Below are 19547 nucleotides of genomic sequence, written 5' to 3'. Positions count from 1 at the left end.
GTATTGAAAAATAGAAGAGATTCTATTACTGTTAGGAGAAGACTGAACCAATACACTTTAGAAGGAGACGGCATATGAGTTTTCATGATCAACCCATTCTACCTGCTGTTCGCAATATGAAGCAATTTGAGGAATTTTTAAAAAGTCCATTTACATATGGGGTCTTACTTGATGTGCATTTAGGCCGGCTAAAGGGCATCATGAATGAGGCAAATGCCCATCATAAAAAAATGTTTGTCCATGTCGATCTCATTCATGGGATCAAACATGATGAGTATGGAACGGAATTTATTTGTCAGGAAATGAAGCCGGCAGGAATTATTTCTACTAGGTCTTCTGTCATAGTAAAAGCCAAGCAAAAAAAGGTGTATGCCATTCAGCGAATGTTTTTACTTGATACAAGTGCGATGGAAAAAAGTATGGAGTTCGTAGGAAAACACCGCCCAGATTTTATTGAAGTATTGCCAGGGGTCGTACCGGATTTAATTACAGAAGTGCGCGAGCGAGCTGGGATTCCAATATTTGCAGGCGGGTTTATCCGTACAAAAGAAGATGTAGAAAGAGCGCTTGAAGCAGGAGCTACAGCTGTGACAACATCGAATACAGCCCTTTGGAAAGCGTTCCAAAAGTGAAAAAGATAAAATGTGAAAATTGATTGACAACGTTTTCATCCTCTGATACTATAGCACTAAGTTAATATCATGTGATGGAGAAACGGAGATCCACAACAGCGCTTTACTAGGTGACAAATGACCCTGATGTAAAGTATGTTTGTTGTGGATCTTTTTTCTTTATCTTTTTTTACACATTCATAGGGGATGGCAACTGAACCAGAGGAGGAATTTTCATGACACCATTTTGGGGTGAAGTCGTAGGTACAATGCTTCTCATTATTTTTGGAGGCGGTGTATGTGCGGCAGTCAATTTGAAGAAATCGCTCGCATATCAGTCCGGCTGGATTGTAATCGCTTTCGGATGGGGATTTGCAGTAGCCATAGCAGCTTATGCAACAGGTGGAATCAGCGGAGCACATTTGAATCCAGCACTAACAATTGGGCTTGCGCTAGAAGGAAGTTTTCCGTGGGCTGATGTACCAATGTATATTGCCGGCCAAATGCTTGGCGCATTAATAGGAGCTATTATTGTCTTTTTACATTACTTACCGCACTGGAAAGCAACAGACGATCCAGGTGCAAAGCTGGGTGTATTCTCAACTGGTCCTGCGATTCCGCATACTTTTGCAAACGTACTTAGTGAAGTCATCGGTACATTTGTATTGGTTCTAGGAATCTTAGCGATTGGTGCAAATAAATTCGCAGACGGAATCAATCCGCTGATTGTTGGATTCTTAATTGTCGCAATTGGTCTTTCTTTAGGTGGAACCACTGGTTATGCAATTAATCCTGCACGTGATTTAGGTCCGAGAATTGCACATGCGATTCTGCCGATTCCAGGTAAAGGTCCATCGAATTGGAAGTATGCTTGGGTGCCAGTCGTTGGTCCAATTTTAGGCGGCGCATTTGGCGGTGTTTTCTACAATGCAGCTTTTAAAGCGAACATCACACCAGCCTTTTGGATTGTAAGCGTTATTTTAGTTGTGGTATTGTTAGGACTCTATGTCTCTACGAAAAATCAAACAAATGCTGTAAATGAAAGTATGTAAGGGGAGGAAAACACCATGGCAAAAGAAAAATATATTCTCGCTTTAGATCAAGGGACAACAAGCTCAAGAGCGATCTTATTTGATCAAGAAGGCAAAATTGCACATACAGCTCAGAAGGAATTTAATCAATATTTTCCGAACCCAGGCTGGGTAGAACACAATGCAAATGAAATTTGGAGCTCTGTTCTATCCGTCATTTCAACTGCTTTAATTGAATCAGGCATTGAAGCAGATCAAATCGCCGGTATCGGAATTACGAACCAGCGTGAGACAGCTGTTGTTTGGGATAAACATACAGGCGCACCCGTTTATAATGCAATTGTTTGGCAGTCTAGACAAACGTCTGGCATTTGTGAAGAGTTAAAAGCGCAAGGACACAATGAAACGTTTAGAAATAAAACAGGTCTTCTCATTGATGCTTATTTCTCAGGGACAAAAGTAAAATGGATTTTAGACAATGTAGAAGGTGCTCGTGAGAAAGCAGAAAATGGCGACTTGCTGTTTGGCACAATTGATACATGGCTCATTTGGAAGATGACAGGTGGTCAATCACACGTCACAGATTACTCCAACGCGTCAAGAACGTTAATGTTCAACATTTACGATCTGAAATGGGATGAAGAACTACTTGATATCCTTGGCGTACCTGCTTCTATGCTTCCAGAGGTGAAACCATCTTCACACATCTATGGTGAAACAACAGACTATCACTTCTTCGGCAGAAATATCCCGATTGCAGGAGCGGCGGGAGACCAGCAGTCTGCACTATTCGGTCAGGCTTGCTTTGAAGAAGGAATGGCGAAGAACACGTATGGCACAGGATGTTTCATGTTGATGAATACAGGGGAAAAAGCAATTAAGTCGGATCATGGTTTATTAACGACGATTGCATGGGGCATTGACGGTAAAGTTGAATATGCTTTAGAAGGAAGTATTTTCGTAGCTGGTTCAGCGATTCAGTGGCTGCGCGACGGACTGAGAATGTTTAAAGACTCAAAAGACAGCGAAGCCTATGCGGAGCGCGTTGAGTCAACAGATGGCGTATATGTCGTTCCAGCATTCGTTGGTCTAGGCACACCATACTGGGACAGTGATGTCAGAGGCGCTGTATTCGGATTAACACGCGGTACTTCTAAAGAGCACTTTGTCCGTGCAACGTTAGAATCACTTGCATATCAAACGAAGGATGTTTTAGATGCGATGGAAAAGGATTCAAACATCTCATTAAAAACTTTGCGTGTGGATGGCGGAGCTGTAAAGAATGATTTCTTAATGGGCTTCCAAAGTGATTTGCTGGATGTACCAGTAGAGCGTCCAGAAATTAATGAAACGACGGCACTCGGTGCGGCCTATCTTGCGGGAATAGCAGTTGGCTTCTGGAACGACCGTTCAGACATTGCAAAACAATGGAACCTTGACAAGCGCTTTGACCCTAAAATGGAAGAGGACAGCCGTGACTCGTTATACAGCGGGTGGAAAAAGGCTGTAAAAGCAGCTCAAGCTTTCAAATAAACCAAAAGTATGGTATACTTCAAGTAAGTTAATAGAACGGTTGGAGAACTGGAGAGACCGCAGGCACCGAAGTGTAGAAATACGCTTTGGGTGTTTGCGGTCTCTTTTTCTTTACCGTACAACATGGGAGGAACAAGAGATGACTTTTTCTAGCTTAGAAAGAGAACAAATGCTGCAGGAAATGACAAAAAAACCATATGATGTGTTTATCATTGGTGGGGGTATAACAGGCGCTGGTACAGCACTTGACGCGGCTTCACGCGGAATGCGTGTCGGTCTTGCAGAAATGCAGGATTTCGCAGCAGGTACGTCCAGCCGCTCAACGAAACTAGTGCACGGCGGACTTCGTTATTTAAAACAATTTGAAGTGAAAATGGTCGCAGAGGTCGGTAAAGAGCGTGCCATTGTATACGAAAATGGTCCTCATGTGACAACGCCAGAATGGATGCTTCTTCCGATGCATAAAGGCGGGACATTTGGTAAGTTTTCAACCTCTATTGGACTGAGAGTGTATGACTTTTTAGCTGGCGTAAAGCATAGCGAACGCAGAAGCATGCTAAGTGCGAAAGAAACACTTGAAAAAGAACCGCTTGTCAAAAAGGACGGCTTAAAAGGCGGCGGCTACTATGTTGAATACCGTACAGATGATGCACGCCTCACAATTGAAGTCATGAAAGAGGCTGTGAAATTCGGAGCGGAAGCGGTCAACTATGCGAAAGTAAAAGAATTTATTTATGATAAAGGCAAAGTGGTTGGTGTTGTCATTGAAGATGTCATGACGCAGAAAACATACGATGTGTATGCGAAGAAGATCGTCAACGCGACAGGTCCATGGGTAGATCAGCTGAGAGACAAGGACCATTCAAAAGAAGGAAAACACTTACAGCATACAAAAGGAATTCACTTAGTATTTGACCAATCGGTCTTCCCATTAAAACAAGCGATTTACTTTGACACGCCTGATAAACGTATGGTCTTTGCCATTCCAAGAGAAGGCAAAACGTACGTTGGAACAACAGATACAGTGTACAAAAAACAGCTGGAGCACCCGCGTATGACAAAAGCCGATCGTGACTATGTCATCCAAGCGATTCAGTACATGTTCCCTGACCTCAATATTACAGAAAAAGATGTAGAATCCAACTGGGCCGGTCTTCGTCCGCTCATTCATGAAGAGGGCAAAGATCCTTCAGAAATTTCTCGTAAAGATGAAGTGTGGACATCATCTTCAGGCTTAATCACCATTGCTGGCGGTAAATTAACAGGCTACCGTAAAATGGCTGAGCATATTGTCGATCTAGTACGTGATGGATTGAAACAGGAAACGGGCAAAGATTACGGACCATGTAAAACAAAGCATATGCCAATCTCAGGCGGCCATGTAGGCGGATCTAAAAACATGGCAGCCTTTGTTCAAGCGAAAACAGCAGAAGGCGCATCTGTTGGTTTAACAGAACCGATTGCACAAAAACTAGCTGAAAAATATGGTTCAAACGTCAGCAGTGTCTACAAACGAGTAGAGCAGCTTCAAGGGGAAGCAGACAAACGAAACATTCCAGCATATGTGCTGGCAGAGCTTGTCTATGCGATCGAAGAAGAACTAGCTGTAACACCTGTCGATTTCTTCTTAAGAAGAACAGGAAGCCTATTATTTAATATCAATTGGGCAAAAAAATACGCACAGCCTGTTGTTGACTACATGGCAGAGCGTTTTGGCTGGGATGAAGCAGCAAAACAGAAACATCAAACAGAATTAGATCAACTATTCCATGAAGCAGTCGTACCGCTTGATGCTGAATAAAAAGAAAAGCCGATCATGCATCGGCTTTTTTTATTTGTGCAACATTTTTTCCAACTGCTAATGATATAGCATGACATAAAGGATGATTCCATATAAAATAACAGTAGATGTTATTTTATTGATGATAAGAGCTGGGGAGGACGACCATGAGTTGGAAGACGAATTATGAGCGATGGATCAATGAGAAGCACCTGGATACTGAACTAAAGGAATGGCTGGAGACGCATCAAGATGACCACCAGGCACTTGAAGACTGTTTCTACAAAAACCTTGAGTTCGGCACTGGAGGAATGCGCGGTGAGATTGGTGCAGGCACGAACCGAATGAATGTGTACACTGTTCGTAAAGCATCAGCAGGTCTTGCTGCGTATATTGCGAAACATGGAGAGGATGCAAAAAATAGAGGCGTCGCGATTGCATATGATTCACGCCATAAATCGCCTGAATTTGCGATGGAAGCAGCCAAAACACTTGCTTCACAAGGCATTCAAACGTACGTATTTGATGAATTGCGTCCGACACCAGAGCTCTCCTTTGCGGTTCGTGAACTGCATGCATTTGCTGGAATCGTCGTGACAGCAAGTCATAATCCACCAGAATATAATGGCTATAAAGTGTATGGTGAAGATGGCGGGCAGCTGCCTCCATTTGAAGCAGATCAAGTCATTCAAGAAGTAGATGCAATTGAAAATGAACTGTCGATTTCAGTTGATTCTGAAGAAACGTTGAAACAGCAAGGGCTGATCAAAATAATCGGAGAAGAAATCGACCATGCTTATATTGAAAAATTAAAAACCATTAGTGTGCACCCTGAGCTGGCACATGAGGTCGATGTCAAAGTCGTGTTTACTCCGCTTCATGGGACAGCCAATCACCCTGTCAGAAACGGGCTGCAGGCTCTTGGATATCAGCATGTCACTGTTGTGCCTGAGCAGGAAAAACCAGATCCACAATTCTCAACAGTGACCTCGCCGAATCCAGAGGAGCATGCAGCATTTGAGTACGCCATCAAGCTTGGTGAAAAACAAAATGCCGATATCCTCATTGCCACAGACCCAGATGCTGACAGGTTAGGCATTGCGGTCAGAGATCATGAAGGAGAATTTACCGTCTTAACAGGCAACCAAACAGGCGCTCTGCTGCTTCATTATTTATTGTCTGAAAAACAAAAGCTGGGTCAGCTGCCGCCTCGTCCCGTTGTAATGAAAACCATTGTTACAAGTGAGCTTGGGCGCGCTGTAGCATCAGCTTTTGGTGCCGACACGATAGACACACTCACTGGCTTTAAATTTATTGGAGAAAAAATTAAGCAGTTTGAAGAGAGTGGAGAATACACGTTTCAATTCGGTTATGAAGAGAGCTATGGCTATTTGATTGGTGACTTTGCCCGAGATAAAGATGCGGTGCAAGCGGCACTTTTAGCCGTTGAAGTCGCTGCTTTCTATAAAAAGCAGGGCAAGTCCTTATACGATGCGCTTGTCGATATTTTCAAGCAGTTTGGATTTTACCGGGAAGGATTAAAGTCGTTAACCTTAAAAGGAAAAGAAGGAGCAGAGCAGATTTCAGCGATCCTTCATACCTTTAGAACAAATCCGCCAGCTGCCATCGCAGGGCAGCGCATCACAGTGATTGAGGATTATCAATCAAGTCAAAGACAACTTGTGGCTGAAAAGAAAGAGGAAACCATTCACCTGCCAGCATCAAATGTGCTGAAATATTTCCTTGAGGATGGTTCGTGGTTCTGCTTAAGACCTTCTGGCACTGAGCCTAAAGTGAAATTTTATATTGCAGTCAAAGGCACGTCTTTAACAGATAGTGAAGAAAAGCTAAAGCATTTGTCAGAAGAAGTGATGAAAGTCGTTTATGATATTGTGGAAGAAACAGCGAAATAACGAAAGACAAGGCCGTCGTGTATGAATACATGATGGCTTTTTCTCAGCCAAAAGGATGAGAAGAAATCATTCTTTTGGAGAAAGAGCGACGAGGGGGCTCATGGTATAATGAGCGTAATAATAAGTGAAGGCTGCAAATGCCGGGGGTAAACAGTATGGGAGAATACCAAGAGAAGGTTGAAACATTAAAAATGTTAAAAGAAATTGCTGAAAAGCTTAATGAAGGCATGGAAATGAAAGAAACGCTCCATGAAGTGCTCCATATGCTGATGGATGTCACAGGCTTTCATTCAGCATGGATTTATTTTATAGAAAAAGACGGGTCATATGAACTGATGGCAGAGATTTCCTTACCTGAAGCACTTGCAAAGCATCAAAAGCAGCTCATGTGTCAAAATGATTGTTATTGCATCAACCGATATACAAAAGGTTCACTGCAATCAGCCACCAATATTATTAATTGCAAACGGATTGAAACGGCAATAGAAGAAAAGCTTGGGGATACAGAAGGAATTACTCATCATGCGACCGTACCGCTAAAAGCGTGTAAGCGTACGTTCGGCTTATTAAATGTGGCGGCAAAAGGAAAAGTCACGTTTATGCAAGAAGAGCTGAATTTGCTTGAAAGCATTGCACTTCAAATTGGCACCGCCATTCAGCGGATGAAGCTTGTGCAAAATGAACAGCAGCACGCACTTCTGGAAGAAAGAAACCGGCTCGCACAGGACTTGCATGATTCTGTCAACCAAATGCTGTTCTCTGTGAGTCTGACGGCTAAGGCTGCACGGCAAATGACAAGTGATCAGAATTTAGGGGAAATGATTGATTTTATTCAGCATTTGTCACAAGACGCTCTGATTGAAATGCGGTCACTCATTTGGCAGCTGAGACCAAGAGGCCTTGAAAAGGGGTTTACGACAGCAATTGAAGAGTATGCACAGCTTTTAGGATTACGCTGCACTTTATCTTTATCAGGCTGTATAGAAATGGATCATTCTCACAATGAAACTTTGTTTCGGGTATGTCAAGAAGCGCTGAATAACTGTCAAAAACATGCGGAAGTAGAAGAAGTCGAGGTCAAGCTTGAGCAATCAAAAGACATGTTGGAGATGAAAATCATTGACCACGGAAAAGGTTTTCAATATGACGAGCAGATGAGCCTTCCTTCACTTGGGCTGAAAGGGATGTCTGACCGCATCCGAAGAGCAGATGGTACATTTTGTATCCATTCAGAGTTAGGTAAAGGAACTACGATTCATGTAAAAGTGCCATTTTCACAAGAAAGGAAGGGATCGTCATGAGAGTTGTCATTGCAGATGATCATCATATTGTGAGAAAAGGGCTTGTGTTTTTCTTGCAGACACAGTCTGATGTGGACATCGTTGGTGAGGCGTCCAATGGGCAAGAGGCATTAGAGGTTGTCAGAGAAACCCGGCCTGACATTGTCTTAATGGATTTGTCTATGCCTGTCATGAATGGCATTGAGGCAACGAAACAAATGACGCTGGAAATGCCGGACTCCCGCATTGTGATCCTGACAAGCTATGCGGATAAAGATTATGTCATTCCCGCCATTCAAGCAGGGGCGAAAGCCTATCAATTAAAGGATGTGGCACCAGAAAAGCTGCTTTCGACCATGATTGAAGTGCAAAATGGCACCTATCAGTTAGATGGTCATATCACGACCTTTCTTGTGCAGCATCTGACAGAGCCAAAAGAGCAGAAATGGGCATTGATGAAAGAGCTCACCAATAGAGAGCGAGATGTCTTATTTGAGATTGCAAAAGGCAAAAGCAACAAAGAAATTGCCTCATCGCTGTTTATTTCTGAAAAAACTGTCAAAACGCACGTATCTCATGTATTATCAAAATTAGAGCTGGCAGATCGAACCCAAGCGGCTCTGTATGCAGTGGATTATCAAAAAAATCAGCCAAAAGAGCTGCTATGACAGACTAAAACTTTTAAGCGCACATTCAATTCAGTGAATTGAATAAAAAAGAGCACAGATGTTGGTTATTTGACGTGCCCTTTTGCGTAAAAAGAGAAGCATGAACAGCCTAATTTCTAATAGAAAAACAAATAAAAGACTTGATGAGAGTATGCTCATCAAGTCTTTTTTTATTTTAAAGGAGGTGATGAGCTGGTCAATCAAAGGTGAATGTAAAATCGGAGGGGATCAAGTGGAGGCATATGAATTAGTAAGTGATGACAAATTAGAGCTTTAATAAGCTTGTGATCCATACATTATCTCTAACGCTTCCGTCTATTTCATATCAGCCACTTTAGGTTCCCAGCACTGCGCACTGCTAATTGTATGGAAAAGAGAAGGGCTAAAAAAATTCACTTTAGCCCTTTTTCTTTATGTGTACATCGGTTGTGAATAAACTTCAGCAGCAGCAGCCTCTGAAGCATGGTCAATGTACTGCAGAAGCCCATATAAACATTTTTCAACATCTGCATCGTTCCGGTTAAATTGATACGCATGTAAGAAATGCTCAATACGTTTCGAGAGCAAATCATCTTGCGTACGTACCATAAGAATAAGTAAATTATCCCATTGCGAGCGATGCGTATAATAAAGTGCTTTATCATAATCCGCCACATTCATTAAACCTTCTCCTTTCCCTTGAGAAGTCCTCATTAGTTTGCTCGGATCATATCGACTTTTTCAGGGGAAAAGTTGGTGTCCGCATCAATCGTGTACCGGGAATTATAGGCTGAATAATTGCTTCATGTATGAAAAAGGACCGGCCAGCTAAACCTAAACAAAACATATATGAAAGTGAGATCAATGATATCATGCAGCCGAAATGGTGGATGCTTATTGCAGCAGGAATCGTTTTGCTTGGCAGTTTGATGATTCATCCTGCATCAAAAGCAGCGGTGCAGCCGTTTGAAAATTGGGAAAGACTTGCGTACACAGCGTTTAAAGATGAATATAAAGGTGCCGCTTTAAATGATTATCATTACATTGGCCGGACAGAAGTGAATGATGAGCAGACAAAAGATGTGTTTCGCGTCACTGTAAAGGAAGGATCAACTCGCTTTGCCGCACATGCAGAAATTTATTTTCATCCGGTGACCGGTCATTTGATTAGTATTAACGTGTTTCGATTATAAAAAAGCCCCTTTTTTTGTAAAGGGTGCTTGAGGCGTTCAGTCAAAAAAGACAAAGGGCTAAAATAAAGATCATTTTAGCCCTTTGTCCAACAATTTTTTTCGAAATGGAATTACTTCATGCTACCTTGAAGATAAGCGCGAATATCCACACCAAGTGAATCCGCTAATCGCTGGCCGTAATCTTCATCGGCACGATAGAAGTTGCAGATTGCAAGTAATTTTGTTTGGTCATTCACATCTTTCAAATCAGCTGTTAGGTTTTTAATCAATGCTTGTTTCTCTTCTTCAGAGTAGCTTCGATATTTTTCTCCAGCTTGTTTGAAATCGTTCGGTTTTTCAATTTTTTGTCTCACCATACGGTCACCGTGAAGAACTGGCTCACTTTCTTTGTAGTGAGGGTTTTCTTTTGGCTGATCGGCATAACGGTTTGGTTCATAGTTAATATGACCGCTTGGACGAGTCGTTGTCATAAAGCCATCCTGCTGGTTATTGTGTACAGGTGCATAAGGGCAGTTAACCGGAATGCGCATGTAGTTCGCACCAAGACGGTGGCGCTGCGTATCAGGATATGAGAACAGACGGCCTTGAAGTAGTTTATCTTCAGATGCCTCAATTCCTGGAACAAATGCACTTGGCGTGAAAGCAGACTGTTCTGTTTCAGCAAAGAAATTCTCAGGATTGCGGTTGAGTGTCATGCGTCCTACTTTTTGAAGCGGGTAATCTTCCTCGCTCCACGTTTTTGTTGGGTCACATGGATCATAATCAAGGTCATCATAATCGCTAAGCGGCATAAGCTGAACATATAAGTCCCATGCTGGGAAGTTGCCTTTTTCAATGCGGTCATATAAATCTCTTGTCGCATGCTGGAAATCGTTTGCTTGAATTTCCGCTGCTTCTTCCATAGATAAGTTGCGAATACCTTCAGAAGGTCTCCAGTGATATTTCACATATTTTGCTTCGCCGTATTTGTTCACCCATCTAAATGTATGCACACCAGAACCGCGCATTTCAGCGTAGCTTGCAGGGATTCCTTCGTCAGAGAAAAGCCATGTGAGCATATGAGTGGATTCAGGCGTTAAGGTCATAAAATCCCAATAACGGTCAGGATCTTGAATATTGGTTACAGGATCTGGCTTGAGAGAGTGAACCATATCAGGGAATTTCAATGCATCACGAATAAAGAAGATCGGCAAGTTGTTACCAACGAGATCATAGTTGCCTTCTTCTGTATAAAATTTGACAGCAAATCCGCGCGGGTCACGCAATGTTTCAGGTGAACCTTTCGGATGAATAACGGTAGAGAAGCGAACAAAAACGTCTGTTTGTTTTCCTTCTTCACTTAAGAAAGCTGCTTTTGTATGTTTCTCCATGCTGTTTTCTACTTCAAACACACCGTAAGCGCCGGCGCCTCTTGCATGAACGACGCGCTCTGGAATACGTTCACGGTCAAAGTGTGCGAGTTTTTCAATCAAATGGTAATCATCAAGAAAGGTAGGTCCGCGGTGACCAGCTGTTCTTGAGTTTTGGTTATCGCCAACAGGCACGCCTTGGTTCGTTGTCAAATTTTTATGATTTGAATTTGTCATTCTATTCTCCTCCTGTAAACAAAAAAGTGTTTTCTAGCAATCTATATACCCTAATTATATTGAATCAAACATGATAGTCAATATTTATTTATAATAATTTTAAATAAATTATTATTACAAGAAGGTAAAGAAAAAGACGAAAGAATAAATTCTTTCGCCTTAAAGCAGGAGCTCTCTAAGAGCATCTTTGTTTTGTGTTAAATCGTTTAGTGTGTATCGGTCTAGAACGCTTAAATAAGCAGTGAGTGCTTCATGAAGTACATGCTTTAATGAACAAATTGGGGAGATGATGCAACTGTTTTTCTTTGGATCAAAGCATTCAACCATGACTAAATCATCCTCTGTATAACGGACAACCTCTCCAATATTAATGCTTTCTGGGCTTTTTCCAAGCCTGATCCCGCCATTTCTTCCGCGAATTGTTTCCACATACCCGCGTTTTCCAAGATGATAAATCACCTTCGTCAGATGATTTTTAGAAATGCCATAAACATCGGCGATCTGCTGAATATTTGACAGTTCATTATTTTCTCTCGAAGCTAAATAAATGAGTACCCTTAATGAGAAATCTGTGTAATTCGTAAGTTTCATTTTGACGACCTCTAAACCTAATAGAGTTTTGTATCATCGTAACACATTTTAGACAAAAACTGTTCGAGAAAGTGTAAAATGTGACAACATTTAAAACATGTATTATAAATATTGCTTTTAGAGACTGTCATCCATTACGATAAAGATGTATTTAAAATACTTCTTTTGAAAGAAGGAATGACGATGTTATCTAAAGATCAAATGAATGCAATAAAGCAATCAGCTCCTCTACTAAAAGCCGAGGGAACCAAGCTTGTCACTGTTTTTTATCAAAATATGATTCGCCAGCACCCGGAGCTGCTCAATCAATTTAATAAAACAAATCTGATGAACGGAAGTCAGCCAGAGGCACTTGCTGCGACACTATATCAAGCTGCACTGCACATCGATCGGTTAGAGGAATTACTTCCTGCGGTCAAACAAATTGCCCATAAGCATGTCAGTGTCATGGTCAAAAAAGAACAATACCCAATTGTCGGATATCACCTGATTGAAGCGATGAAAGAGGTGTTTGGTTTAAGAGAAGAAGATGCCACTTTATTAGCTTGGAAGGCTGCATATGACATCATTGCGAATATTTTCATGACCATAGAAGCAGAAATGATGGATAAAAATGTGAAACAGACAGGCGGATGGGCAGATGTGAAGCCGTTTGTGATTAAGAAAAAGAAGCAAGAATCTCCTTCGCTTATCTCTTTTTATTTAGTACCAGAAGATGAATCAGAGCTGCCAATGTATAAAGCAGGCCAATACATTACGGTTCAGGCAGATATGCCAGGAGAAGCCTATATGTGCAGCAGACAATACAGCTTATCAGACGAGCATCATCCATCTTATTATCGTATTACAGTGAAGCGTGACGGTCATGTGTCTACATTTTTGCATGATGAAATGGAAGAAGGGGACGTTCTTCAAGTGAGTATGCCGCAGGGAATGTTCTGTTTGCAAGATGACATAAAAGAGCCTGTTTATTTCATCAGTGCTGGGTCTGGTGTTACACCAATGATTGGTTTAGTGAAAACTGCCGCACAAAACAGCCAAACATTCACGATGATTCATGCAGATCGATTAGAGGATGTAAACGCTTTTGAAAATGAGTTTGAACGCGTTCTAGCTTCAGCTTCCTATGGACGTATCATCCTATGTAACGAACAATTTGCGCAGTCTGGAAAGGGTGAACTTGTTGAGAAAGCGGCTTCCCGCATTGACCGTCCATTTCTTCAATCGGTAATCGGAGAAGGGAAAGGCCAATTTTATCTATGCGGTTCCCCGGTGTTTACACAGGAGATCATTCATCATCTAAAAGAGCTGGGAATTCCAGCACACCATATTCATTTCGAAGCATTCGGCGGGCAATCCACGAAAGAAATAGAAGTCGTCTAAACGATTGGCGGAACATCATGTTTTTTTACATACGCTCATATAGTAGGGATAAGTCCGATGAGGAGGGATGGTTTCCTTGAGCGTATCTGAAAAACGTCTTTTACAAAGAGCGATTGATGAAATTACAGAGATTGCAGAAGGATTTGGTCTAGATTTTTATCCGATGAGGTATGAAATCTGTCCCGCGGAAATTATTTATACGTTCGGTGCATATGGAATGCCAACACGATTCAGCCACTGGAGCTTTGGGAAGCAATTTCATAAAATGAAGCTTCATTATGATTTAGGGTTAAGCAAAATTTATGAACTGGTCATCAATTCAAATCCTTGCTACGCCTTTCTACTTGATAACAATACGCTCGTTCAAAATAAATTAATTGTGGCTCATGTATTGGCACACTGTGATTTCTTCAAAAATAATTGCCGTTTCCAAAACACAAAACGAGATATGGTCGAAAGTATGTCAGCAGCGGCAGAGCGGATCAAAGAATATGAGCATATCCATGGAACAAAAGAAGTCGAGTCCTTTTTAGATGCCGTATTGGCTATCCAAGAGCATATTGATCCATCTCTTGTTCGATCAAAATTAAGTTGGAATATGGACGATGAAGAAAGTGAAGATGATAAACCAAAACGTCAAACGCCATATGATGATTTGTGGGGAATGGATGAGCCGAAAACGCGTGAGAAAAAGAAAACTGTTAAGCAGTTTCCGCCAAAGCCGGAAAAGGATCTTTTACTCTTTATTGAGGCGCATTCCCGCGAGCTGGAGCCGTGGCAGCGGGATGTCCTTACCATGCTGAGAGAAGAAATGCTCTATTTTTGGCCGCAGCTGGAAACAAAGATTATGAATGAAGGCTGGGCATCGTATTGGCACCAGCGGATTATGCGGGAGCTTGATTTGGATTCAAGTGAATCGATAGAGTTTGCGAAATTAAATGCAGGTGTGGTGCAGCCATCTAAAACAGGCATCAATCCTTACTATTTAGGGCTGAAGATTTTTGAAGATATCGAAGAGCGCTATAACAACCCGTGTGAAGAATTAAAAAAAGCAGGGGTCACAGAAGGATCTGGCCGCAGTAAAATGTTTGAAGTCAGAGAAATTGAGTCAGATATTTCCTTTATTCGAAACTACTTAACGAAAGACCTTGTGATGAGAGAAGATTTGTACTTGTTTCAAAAGCAGGGGAGAGACTATAAAGTCATTGATAAAGAATGGAAGGCGGTTCGTGATCAGTTAGTCAGTATGAGAGTGAATGGCGGCTTTCCGTATTTGACCGTGATCGATGGCGACTATTTAAAAAATAACGAACTTTATATCAAGCATTGGTATGAAGGCATTGAACTTGATCTGAAATACTTAGAAAAAGTCCTTCCGTATTTATATCAGCTGTGGGGAAGAAGTGTGCATATCGAGTCCGTCCTTGAAGGAAAAGAAGTGATGTTTTCTTATGATGGAAAAGGGGTTCATAGGAAATATCTTGCATGAAAAAGACCAAAAAAGATGTCTCTTAGCAGACATCTTTTTTGTCCATTTTATTGGTTTTTCAGCAGTTTGAAAATGTGTTTTGCTTGATCGGTATTTTCCATTAGACCTTTTAGCTGCTGGCTTGTTGGGCCATACGCAAAGAATGGAACTTCATCACCGGTATGACCAGATGTTGTCCAGCCTGTATGTGATCTTGTATTGATCACTTCTTCAATCGCATCATCAATTTTAACAGTATCCTTTGTTTCAGCGGCCTTTTGAATAGATGCTATTTCTTCTTTTGTGAAATCAAGATTGATATATTGTTTCAGGGCTGACTCGACAGGCATGCCGCTGACAATTTTGTTTGCGATAAAGTCAGGCGTTTTTTTCGCTGCTTTTACCGGTTTGTAATCCCAGCTCCCTGAACCGTCTGCTCCGAAGGAAAGTCCGCCAGTTGAATGATCCGCGGTCGTGATGACTAACGTGTTTTTATCCTTTTTCGCAAAACGAATCGCTTCTTCAAATGCTTTTTCAAAATCCTTCATTTCACTCATCGCACTGACAATATCATGATCATGTCCAGCCCAGTCAATTTGACTGCCTTCGACCATAAGGAAAAATCCTTTTTTGTTTTTAGACAGCTGTTTGATGGCTGAGGATGTCATGTCTTGCAGGGAAGGGGTCGTTTGATCACGATCAATGGCTTTATCGAGACCTCCATCGGCAAAAATGCCTAACACTTTTTCATTTTTGTTTTTTTGTAAGGCGGCTTTATTGGTGACATAATCATAACCGGCTTGTCTGAATTCCTTCGTCAGATCACGATCCTTTCGGACAAAGTCGACAAGTCCTCCGCCAAGCATGACATCGACTGTATGCTGTTTTCCGATTTTCTCATCGAAGAAGTCATCGGCGATGGCTGCAGTGTTTTTCCTAGACACATCGTGAGCGGCATACGCAGCAGGCGTAGCATTTGTTAATTCAGATGTCACGACAAGACCCGTCGATTTTCCTTTTCGTTTGGCTTCTTCTAAAACGGTTTTTAGTTTTTTGCCGTTTTTGTTTACACCAATGGCATTGTTGTATGTCTTTTTACCAGTAGCCATGGCTGTACCAGCTGCTGCTGAATCGGTAATGTTATTTTTAGAGTCGTCAGGGTATGTTTTGTGCATGCCAGTGAGGTAAGGGTCAAACGCTGTTTGCTTTGAAAGGTCACCGTTGTGTTTAAATGAGCGGTAAGTTGAAAGATAAGGTGTTCCCATGCCATCTCCAATCAGCACGATCACATTTTGCACGTCATTTTTCGGCTTCTTTTTAGCCTCAGCTTTGTCAGCTTGTCCAAATTCAATCCCTGAAAAAATGCCAATCGATAGCACAGATGCTGCTGCCACTGCAGCGATTTTCGTTTTCGAGCTTTTCAACACACTCATTCATTTTGCCTCCTCATTGTTTATGTATCGCTCTTACGTTTACAATGGTAGAGCAGAAGTGTGGATTCCTTTTTACAGCACCGTAAAGTTCACTTTAAAATTGTAAAGGTCCACTTTACATAGAATGAACCAAAAAGAGAAATGAATGTATCATTTATCCATGACAAGATGCGATTATTTTGTCATGATTGTGTAATAAAAATGAAATAAAAAGAACCCTAAAAAAAAATAAATTTTGCCGAATTAATAAGCATAATGTCGTAGGAAGTCAAGACTATTTCTTCTGGTATTTGATCCTTATAATAGGGAGTAGATAAAAATTCGGATCAGATAGATACATACAGGAGGAACAAATGAAAAAACAATTGATCACAGCTGCAAGTGCAGTTCTACTTGGGACGACATTATTTGCCGGAGCTGCCTCAGCACAATCAGTAAAAGTTCAAAAAGGTGACTCTCTTTCTGTTCTAGCGAAAAGATACAAAACAAGCGTGAGCAAAATTAAATCAGACAATAAGCTGAAATCTAACGTGATTTATGTTGGACAAACCTTAAAAGTGAATGGCACTTCTTCGAAAAAAGCAGTGAAGACATCAAAAACAACAACAAAAGTAAAAACGGCTTCAGCAACTGCCACACATAAAGTTGTCAAAGGTGATACATTATCTAAGATTGGCAAAAAATACGGGATGACTGTGAAAGAGCTGAAATCGTTAAATAAACTTAAAACAGACCTCATTAAAATCGGGCAAAAGCTAAAGGTGAAAAAGACGTCTAAAGTAAAGACGAAACCTGTGAAAGAAAAAACAGTCTCTACTTCTTCCTTAAACACGTCTAAACTCATAGCAGATGCTAAAGCGCAAAACGGTACTCCATATAGATGGGGTGGAACGACACCGAAGGGCTTTGATTGCAGCGGATTTATGTGGTATATCATTAACAAACAAAAAAAGATTTCAAGACAAACAACTGAAGGTTTCTGGGGATCGATGAAAAGTGTATCCAAACCAAAGGCTGGAGATTTTGTCTTCTTTACAACGTATAAATCGGGTCCATCTCACATGGGTGTCTACCTTGGGAACAATAAGTTTATCCATGCTGCTTCTGACGGTGTAACGATCAGTGATATGACATCAAGCTATTGGAAGCCTATTTATCTTGGAGCGAAAACATTTGTAAACTAATTCATTTTAAGAGACTGCTATGAAGCAGTCTCTTTTTTCATATATCATTTGTGCCGCGGAACTGGTCTTTTCTCATAGATCACTATCAGTCTAAAGACTTTAAAATAACATAATTGTGGACCCTCTTTTAAAATAAGGTTCTTATTTTTGTTGAATAATAAGTATATGAAAAAAATATAATCTTCCATGTTGTATAATAAATAGAGGGAGACAAACTATCAATTGAATAAGGATTGAAGAAAATCTAACCGTTTTATTGACAATATTTTCGTTGATATATAAGAATTTTCACTCTATTTTTAAAAAAAGTGTTTTCATTTTTTAATTTTCATATATAATAATTTTACGCCACCAATTTATTGTGCTAAATTTAATCTAAATATTCAGAAAATATTGTGAATTATATGAATGTGGCGTCTTTAGACTGATACTAAGTTTTGGGAGTGATGGTATGAGCAATTCGTTGTTTAGAAAAAAGAGCATTTCAGAGCTCATTGCGGCAACACAAGGGGAAAAAGCATTAAAAAAGGAATTGGGTTCATTTGATTTAACCATGCTTGGCATTGGAGCCATAATCGGGACAGGGATATTTGTTCTAACAGGTACAGGAGCCGTCACTGCGGGGCCAGGACTTGTGCTATCATTTGTCATCGCAGGTCTTGCTTGTTTGTTTGCAGCACTGTCATATGCGGAATTTGCTTCCACAGTGCCTGTATCAGGGTCTGTGTATACATTTACGTACGCATCAATGGGGGAATTTCTAGCGTTTATCATTGGCTGGGATTTAATATTAGAATATATGCTGGCCGCTAGTGCCGTTTCAGCGGGCTGGTCAGGCTATTTTGTGTCATTTTTAAATGGGATAGGGATTCATATACCAGTTGAGTTAACAGCAGCACCAGGTGGTTTAAAGGGGCAAGTGACATATTTTAATCTTCCAGCATTTATTATTTTAATGGTCATCACCTTCCTGCTGTACTTTGGTATTAAAGAATCAAAACGAGTAAATAACATCATGGTTATTATGAAAATTGCTGTGATTCTGCTCTTTATTTTAGTCGCTGTGAAATATGTAAAACCTGAAAACTGGACACCATTCGTACCATTTGGGACATCAGGGGTCTTAAGTGCAGCAGCCCTAGTATTCTTTGCATTTATCGGGTTTGATGCAGTTGCTTCTGCGGCAGAGGAGACAAAAAATCCATCACGCAACCTGCCTAGAGGGATTATTACTTCCTTATTGATTTGTACACTGCTTTATGTCATTGTTAGTGCGATTATGACGGGCATTGTTCCTTTCATGAATTTTGAAGGAGTATCACATCCAGTGTCTCTCGTTTTACAAGTAGCCGGACAAAACTGGGTGGCTGGTATTGTGGATGTCGGAGCGATTCTAGGGATGACAACCGTAATGCTTGTCATGCTGTACGGCCAGACACGCGTGATGTTTGCTATGTCTCGTGATGGCTTGGTGCCAAAGGTATTATCAAAAGTTCACCCAAAGCATAAAACTCCTTACATCAATACACTGTTCTTCGGTACATTGTCAGCATTAATGGGTGGATTTATTCCACTTGATGAGCTGGCAAGCCTAGTGAACATCGGGACACTTTCAGCATTCATTTTGATTTCAGTGGCGGTCATTGTGATGAGAAAAACGCAGCCGGACTTACCACGAGCTTTCAGATGCCCAGCAGTTCCGCTCATTCCAATCTTAGCTATTCTATCTTGCGGATTGCTCATTTATAAGCTTGGTGCAATCACCTTTGTTCGTTTCTTAATCTGGCTTGCCATTGGGCTGGTTGTGTATTTCTTATATTCAAGAAAGCATTCAGAATTGAATAAAAAGTAAATGAAAAAAGCCCGTGCTGCTTGGCATTAGTCAAGTAACACGGGCTTTTGCTATGGAGTGCT

At 41.1% G+C, this 19547-nt stretch carries 16 protein-coding genes; 12 read left to right on the top strand and 4 right to left on the bottom strand.

Annotated elements, in window-relative coordinates:
• Positions 1-74: 74 nt before the first annotated feature.
• From JJ692_RS16440 to JJ692_RS16410, 7 genes are all read left to right on the top strand, one after another.
• Positions 75-632 (top strand): glycerol-3-phosphate responsive antiterminator, encoded by a 558-nt coding sequence (locus JJ692_RS16440; protein ID WP_024425304.1) that lies wholly within the window; start codon positions 75-77, stop codon positions 630-632.
• A gap of 215 nt (positions 633-847) precedes the next feature.
• The gene (locus JJ692_RS16435) at positions 848-1663 is read left to right on the top strand and encodes an MIP/aquaporin family protein (RefSeq protein ID WP_024425303.1); all 816 of its coding nucleotides are present in this window, start codon (positions 848-850) and stop codon (positions 1661-1663) included.
• Between the two features lie 15 nt (positions 1664-1678).
• The gene (gene glpK, locus JJ692_RS16430; RefSeq protein WP_041089582.1) at positions 1679-3175 is read left to right on the top strand and encodes a glycerol kinase GlpK; all 1497 of its coding nucleotides are present in this window, start codon (positions 1679-1681) and stop codon (positions 3173-3175) included.
• A gap of 139 nt (positions 3176-3314) precedes the next feature.
• Positions 3315-4976: a glycerol-3-phosphate dehydrogenase gene (gene glpD, locus JJ692_RS16425; RefSeq protein ID WP_024426602.1), complete on the top strand. Its 1662-nt coding sequence runs from the start codon at positions 3315-3317 to the stop codon at positions 4974-4976.
• Between the two features lie 146 nt (positions 4977-5122).
• On the top strand, positions 5123-6868 hold the full coding sequence (locus tag JJ692_RS16420; protein ID WP_103132141.1) for a phospho-sugar mutase: 1746 nt from the start codon (positions 5123-5125) through the stop codon (positions 6866-6868).
• 155 nt (positions 6869-7023) lie between these two features.
• On the top strand, positions 7024-8169 hold the full coding sequence (locus JJ692_RS16415) for a GAF domain-containing sensor histidine kinase (protein WP_206533964.1): 1146 nt from the start codon (positions 7024-7026) through the stop codon (positions 8167-8169).
• On the top strand, positions 8166-8816 hold the full coding sequence (locus tag JJ692_RS16410; RefSeq protein ID WP_024425298.1) for a response regulator: 651 nt from the start codon (positions 8166-8168) through the stop codon (positions 8814-8816). Before JJ692_RS16415 ends, JJ692_RS16410 begins: the two co-directional genes overlap by 4 nt.
• Before the next feature lie 411 nt (positions 8817-9227).
• Here the strand turns inward: JJ692_RS16410 and JJ692_RS16405 are convergent, their stop codons facing one another.
• A complete protein-coding gene (locus JJ692_RS16405; protein ID WP_024425297.1) occupies positions 9228-9476 on the bottom strand; it encodes a YhdB family protein in 249 nt (82 codons plus the stop codon).
• 191 nt (positions 9477-9667) lie between these two features.
• Here JJ692_RS16405 and JJ692_RS16400 point away from each other — a divergent pair, with 191 nt between their 5' ends.
• A complete protein-coding gene (locus tag JJ692_RS16400) occupies positions 9668-9988 on the top strand; it encodes a YqzG/YhdC family protein (RefSeq protein ID WP_024425296.1) in 321 nt (106 codons plus the stop codon).
• Positions 9989-10098: 110 nt separating this feature from the next.
• On the opposite strand, the gene JJ692_RS16395 is transcribed toward JJ692_RS16400, so the two are convergent.
• Together JJ692_RS16395 and JJ692_RS16390 are read right to left on the bottom strand one after the other, a co-directional pair.
• Positions 10099-11574, bottom strand: a complete 1476-nt coding sequence (locus JJ692_RS16395) for a catalase (RefSeq protein ID WP_024425295.1) — start codon at positions 11572-11574, stop codon at positions 10099-10101.
• Between the two features lie 159 nt (positions 11575-11733).
• A complete protein-coding gene (locus JJ692_RS16390; protein WP_024425294.1) occupies positions 11734-12165 on the bottom strand; it encodes an Rrf2 family transcriptional regulator in 432 nt (143 codons plus the stop codon).
• A 183-nt stretch (positions 12166-12348) separates the two neighbouring features.
• On the opposite strand from JJ692_RS16390, the gene JJ692_RS16385 reads away from it, so the two are divergent.
• Both JJ692_RS16385 and JJ692_RS16380 read left to right on the top strand, forming a co-directional pair.
• A complete protein-coding gene (locus tag JJ692_RS16385) occupies positions 12349-13548 on the top strand; it encodes a globin domain-containing protein (protein WP_206533963.1) in 1200 nt (399 codons plus the stop codon).
• A gap of 67 nt (positions 13549-13615) precedes the next feature.
• The gene (locus JJ692_RS16380; RefSeq protein ID WP_370880851.1) at positions 13616-15037 is read left to right on the top strand and encodes a SpoVR family protein; all 1422 of its coding nucleotides are present in this window, start codon (positions 13616-13618) and stop codon (positions 15035-15037) included.
• 47 nt (positions 15038-15084) lie between these two features.
• Here JJ692_RS16380 and JJ692_RS16375 read toward each other — a convergent pair whose 3' ends face one another.
• Complete coding sequence (locus tag JJ692_RS16375; protein ID WP_024425291.1) at positions 15085-16449, bottom strand: alkaline phosphatase; 1365 nt, start codon at positions 16447-16449, stop codon at positions 15085-15087.
• Positions 16450-16802: 353 nt separating this feature from the next.
• Here JJ692_RS16375 and JJ692_RS16370 point away from each other — a divergent pair, with 353 nt between their 5' ends.
• Together JJ692_RS16370 and bcaP are read left to right on the top strand one after the other, a co-directional pair.
• Positions 16803-17633: a C40 family peptidase gene (locus JJ692_RS16370; protein WP_024426592.1), complete on the top strand. Its 831-nt coding sequence runs from the start codon at positions 16803-16805 to the stop codon at positions 17631-17633.
• A gap of 451 nt (positions 17634-18084) precedes the next feature.
• Positions 18085-19485 carry a branched-chain amino acid transporter BcaP gene (gene bcaP / locus JJ692_RS16365; protein ID WP_044333781.1) on the top strand — a complete coding sequence of 467 codons (1401 nt, stop codon included), beginning with the start codon at positions 18085-18087 and terminating at the stop codon, positions 19483-19485.
• The last annotated feature ends 62 nt before the right edge of the window (positions 19486-19547 follow it).

It is taken from the genome of Bacillus sp. 3a (assembly GCF_017161885.1).
Taxonomy (GTDB): Bacteria; Bacillota; Bacilli; order Bacillales; family Bacillaceae; genus Bacillus; species Bacillus safensis.
The sequence above is the reverse complement of the archived record's forward strand: the minus strand, read 5'-3'. Positions and strand labels throughout refer to the sequence as shown.

Coding starts and splice junctions, on each gene's coding strand:
- JJ692_RS16440 (WP_024425304.1), top strand. CDS start 75: ATGAGTTTTCATGATCAACCCATTCTACCTGCTGTTCGCAATATGAAG.
- JJ692_RS16435 (WP_024425303.1), top strand. CDS start 848: ATGACACCATTTTGGGGTGAAGTCGTAGGTACAATGCTTCTCATTATT.
- glpK (WP_041089582.1), top strand. CDS start 1,679: ATGGCAAAAGAAAAATATATTCTCGCTTTAGATCAAGGGACAACAAGC.
- glpD (WP_024426602.1), top strand. CDS start 3,315: ATGACTTTTTCTAGCTTAGAAAGAGAACAAATGCTGCAGGAAATGACA.
- JJ692_RS16420 (WP_103132141.1), top strand. CDS start 5,123: ATGAGTTGGAAGACGAATTATGAGCGATGGATCAATGAGAAGCACCTG.
- JJ692_RS16415 (WP_206533964.1), top strand. CDS start 7,024: ATGGGAGAATACCAAGAGAAGGTTGAAACATTAAAAATGTTAAAAGAA.
- JJ692_RS16410 (WP_024425298.1), top strand. CDS start 8,166: ATGAGAGTTGTCATTGCAGATGATCATCATATTGTGAGAAAAGGGCTT.
- JJ692_RS16405 (WP_024425297.1), bottom strand. CDS start 9,476: ATGAATGTGGCGGATTATGATAAAGCACTTTATTATACGCATCGCTCG.
- JJ692_RS16400 (WP_024425296.1), top strand. CDS start 9,668: ATGCAGCCGAAATGGTGGATGCTTATTGCAGCAGGAATCGTTTTGCTT.
- JJ692_RS16395 (WP_024425295.1), bottom strand. CDS start 11,574: ATGACAAATTCAAATCATAAAAATTTGACAACGAACCAAGGCGTGCCT.
- JJ692_RS16390 (WP_024425294.1), bottom strand. CDS start 12,165: ATGAAACTTACGAATTACACAGATTTCTCATTAAGGGTACTCATTTAT.
- JJ692_RS16385 (WP_206533963.1), top strand. CDS start 12,349: ATGTTATCTAAAGATCAAATGAATGCAATAAAGCAATCAGCTCCTCTA.
- JJ692_RS16380 (WP_370880851.1), top strand. CDS start 13,616: ATGGTTTCCTTGAGCGTATCTGAAAAACGTCTTTTACAAAGAGCGATT.
- JJ692_RS16375 (WP_024425291.1), bottom strand. CDS start 16,449: ATGAGTGTGTTGAAAAGCTCGAAAACGAAAATCGCTGCAGTGGCAGCA.
- JJ692_RS16370 (WP_024426592.1), top strand. CDS start 16,803: ATGAAAAAACAATTGATCACAGCTGCAAGTGCAGTTCTACTTGGGACG.
- bcaP (WP_044333781.1), top strand. CDS start 18,085: ATGAGCAATTCGTTGTTTAGAAAAAAGAGCATTTCAGAGCTCATTGCG.